Origin of the sequence: Massilia sp. DJPM01 (assembly GCF_030348125.1) — a bacterium.
Taxonomy (GTDB): domain Bacteria; phylum Pseudomonadota; class Gammaproteobacteria; order Burkholderiales; family Burkholderiaceae_D; genus Telluria_A; species Telluria_A frigida.
In genome coordinates, this window is record NZ_JAQOZV010000133.1 from 1 (window position 1) to 3,308 (window position 3,308).

The following is a 3,308-nucleotide window of genomic DNA, read 5'->3' on the forward strand; positions in this document are numbered from 1 at the left end:
TGAGTGTGGTCACGCGACTTGATGGCCGGTTTTTCACGTAAATCGATGGGTGACTGGCGTACCCATTTTAGCCGCGTAGCGCCACGACGTGCTGGTCAGCGGCGCCACGACGGGTCTGATTCTTAGAATGGTTCCCCGGTGAACTTGGCTGGCCGTGGCAGTTGCGGGTTTTTGTCGTAGTATCGCCAGATCTGAGACGAGTAGCGGTCCTCAAACGCTGTAGTCACGGCTTCCAGGAAACGATGCATTTCGACAGCGCTTTTGTCAGACAGAGGCGGCAAGTCGATGAGCATTGGGATCTCGATTTTCATATTCTCACCGTCCCGGCGCGCGGCGCTGTGCTTTGGTTTCCGGTTGAGCGAACACGTCCAGATACAGTTTTTCATCGAGCACGGCCAAGTCCTTGCGGGCGGCCACGCCGAGCAATTCACCGGCCAGTGTCATCAAGATGCGGTAGTTTCCCGCCGCATGGTCGCACAGCGTTTGGCGCAGCCCTGCTGTCATCAGGCTGGCATTGCCGGCGGCCGCGAGCAGGTGATTCAAGCAGGTCAGCAGTTCATCGCGGCTGGCGTACTCTGTGGCCAGGCGGGTCCGGATGCGCGAACCCAAGGGAATCAAATCCTCGCGTCGTAGCTTGTCGGGCAAGCGCGCGTCGCCGGCCAGCACCACGCACAGCAGCGGCTGCGAATCGAACTTGGCGCTGGCCATCAGGCGCAGCTCTGACAGCACTGGCGGTGCCATCTCCTGTGCCTCGTCGATCAGCAAGACCGGACGCGCACGTGTCGATTCGAGATGCGCCTGCCATTGTTCGCGCAGGGCCTTGAAACCGCCCCAGCGGTTGTGGGGCCGCAGCGGCACCCCAAACACATCGCCCAGTTCGCGATAGAAATCGGCCAGATTGCTCTGTGGGTGATCGATCACGCCGACCACGATGTCGGGCAGGCGCGCCAGCCGTTCGGCCAGCACCCGCATGGCGATACTCTTACCGCTGCCAGGATCGCCGTGGATCATGGCGAAGCCGCCTTCACGCACCTGCGCCTGTGCGATGCGCCAACAGAAGTCCTCGATTCGAGGTGGGACATAAATAGCATCAAGTGGCAGGTCGGGCGTGAAGGGATTGAATTTGAGCCCGTACAGGGCCAGCAGTTTCTGGGTCATTCGGACTCCTTGTCGTCTTTGGGCAGGTAGGCCGGCGGCAGGCCGGTGGCGGCATAGTCGGCCAGCAGTTCGCGCAGCAGCGGCGCCATGCCTTCCGGTTCAAGCGGCGCCGACACCGGCGCCTTGGCCGCAGTGAGGCGGCGGCGCACGCCGTCGGCATTGGCGGCCTTGTCGAGCGGGCGCACGGCGCACAGCACAGTGCCGTCACCGGGGTCGACCAGGTCGACACGACTCAGGTCCCAGCGTGCGTAGCGCGCATGGACGTCGATGAGGTGGCGGTAACGGGCCGGGATCTCGAAGCGCATACCGGCCAGACTGAATGTGCCGTCAGAGCGGCGCTGGCGACGTACCACTTCGACCCGGAATGCCGCGCAAAGGCCTGCGGCAGACGGACACTCGCGCGCGACATTGGGACCTTCCAAATAGCGTTGCAGCGGCGTTGCCTTCAGTTCGGCGTGCACGCTGCGGTGGTACTCCTGCTCGACCCAGGCTTGCGTAGCCAGGTTGAGCGCATCGAGTGTAAGCGTGGCTTCGCCTTCGAGCATGGCCATCAGTCGCCCTTCGACGCGGCCCCAGAAGGACTCCTGCTTCGCATTCTGGTAAGGCGAGTACGGCAACGTGGTCTGGTGCAGCACCCCCAGCGCTGCCAGGCCGCTGGTGGTTTCTTCGGCCAGCATGGCGGCGCCGTTATCGGTCATCAGGGCGCGCGGCAGGCCACGCTTCATGAAGGCCTGGCACAAGCCGTGCACCAGACTGGCGGCGCTCTCGTCGACGTACCACTGCAAGTGGCCGACCAGGCGCGAACGGTCGTCGATCACGCCGAACAGCAGCGGCTTGATCCAGTCGCCGCTGGCGTTCAGAACTTTGCGCGAGCCATGGTGGAAGTCCAGGTGCCATAGAGCATTGACGTGTTCGACTTCATAGCTGCGCACCTCAAGCTGTTCGAGACGGTCGCGCGCGGCCAATGCGCCGGCAGTGGCGCGTATTGGCCGCGCCTGGCGATGCATGCCCTGCGCGCGCAAGTAGCGGCGAATGGTCGGATAGGAAGGCAGCATGATGTCGCTCAGAACGCAGCGCAAATTATCCACATGCAGTTGCACGCTCCATCCGGGATGGGCTTCATACTGGGCGCGCAGGGCTGCCACCACTTGTGGCTGCAGGCTGTGGAATTGGCCTCGGTCGCCACGACGGCGATCACGCAGTTTGTCTACCGGGTCGCCTGCGTTGCGCGCCTTGTAATACCAGCGCTCCATCGTTGCCGTTGCAAAGCGTATGTCCACGCCCGACACCGGATGGCGCCAGGTCTTTACGGACAGTGCACGCAACGACTCGTACAAACTACCTGGTTCGGGCGGTGCAGCCAATAGCGGGCCGATGATCGAGAAGCGCAAGTGCGCCCAGCGATCACGCTTGGGAGTAGCGGGGATCGAACTCAAATAGGTCTCCTTGAATGGCTGGCGCCGACGGCACCACACCGGAACAGCAGCCTACAAGGGGAAATCGGGAGCGGCTATCCGCATCTTCTGCGTGCGATCAACGGCCCTCTTTTAGCGTGATCTGTGAGGGGCAGGTGAGCGGCGTCAGAAACCGCAGCAGGCGCAGCATGGCCGCTGTCGGCATGCCAGTGAAGCGAGCCAGCAATGCACCTGGCAGTGCCGACAGATCAACCGGCGGCATGAAGCGGGCACACAGTGCTTGCCACAGGTCGGTACGAGGAAACTGCTCGCGCCACCACTGCCGCCAGCGCTGCACGGTGCGGGTCGAGACCGCCAGTGTATGAGCCAACCGCGTCGTCGCCGGAGTCGGGCCTCTGTCGGACAGCAGCACCACTGCCAGCGCGAGATGAACCCGGCGGCCAAGGAATCTTACCGATGGCGGCGTCACGCGCCGTCGACACCGGTCGCAGCAAAAGCTGAAACGCGAGCTGAAATCGTCGAGCACCTCGCGCAGGCAACTGCGCGGCTTGCGCGGAAAGTGAGCCCGATGAAGAACGCCGCCGCATGGGCAGCCCTGGAGTCTGGCCTGTTCGGCCAAATCGCGGTCGATCTGGACCAGCTGTTGAAAGAACTTGATATCGTTAATGAGGGCGTGGCACACTGCGGGCAGTCTAAAGTCGTGAGAAACCGAAGACTCCCCCAAAAGGACCGTTT

General features: G+C 63.0%; 4 protein-coding genes. All 4 read right to left on the reverse strand.

The features are described from left to right. Window positions 1-122 precede the first annotated feature (122 nt). The gene (locus PO883_RS34020) at window positions 123-311 is read right to left on the reverse strand and encodes a hypothetical protein (RefSeq protein WP_289313733.1); all 189 of its coding nucleotides are present in this window, start codon (window positions 309-311) and stop codon (window positions 123-125) included. 4 nt (window positions 312-315) lie between these two features. Beyond that, a complete protein-coding gene (locus PO883_RS34025) occupies window positions 316-1,158 on the reverse strand; it encodes an ExeA family protein (protein WP_289313734.1) in 843 nt (280 codons plus the stop codon). Then, complete coding sequence (locus PO883_RS34030) at window positions 1,155-2,594, reverse strand: DDE-type integrase/transposase/recombinase (protein WP_289313735.1); 1,440 nt, start codon at window positions 2,592-2,594, stop codon at window positions 1,155-1,157. The genes PO883_RS34025 and PO883_RS34030 overlap by 4 nt, the downstream gene beginning before the upstream one ends. A 97-nt stretch (window positions 2,595-2,691) precedes the next feature. Further along, the coding region (locus tag PO883_RS34035; RefSeq protein WP_289313736.1) for a hypothetical protein at window positions 2,692-3,308 on the reverse strand (617 nt) is incomplete at its 5' end.

Excerpts from the sequence above, each read along its gene's own strand:
- PO883_RS34020 (WP_289313733.1), bottom strand. The coding sequence starts at position 311 with ATGAAAATCGAGATCCCAATGCTCATCGACTTGCCGCCTCTGTCTGAC.
- PO883_RS34025 (WP_289313734.1), bottom strand. The coding sequence starts at position 1,158 with ATGACCCAGAAACTGCTGGCCCTGTACGGGCTCAAATTCAATCCCTTC.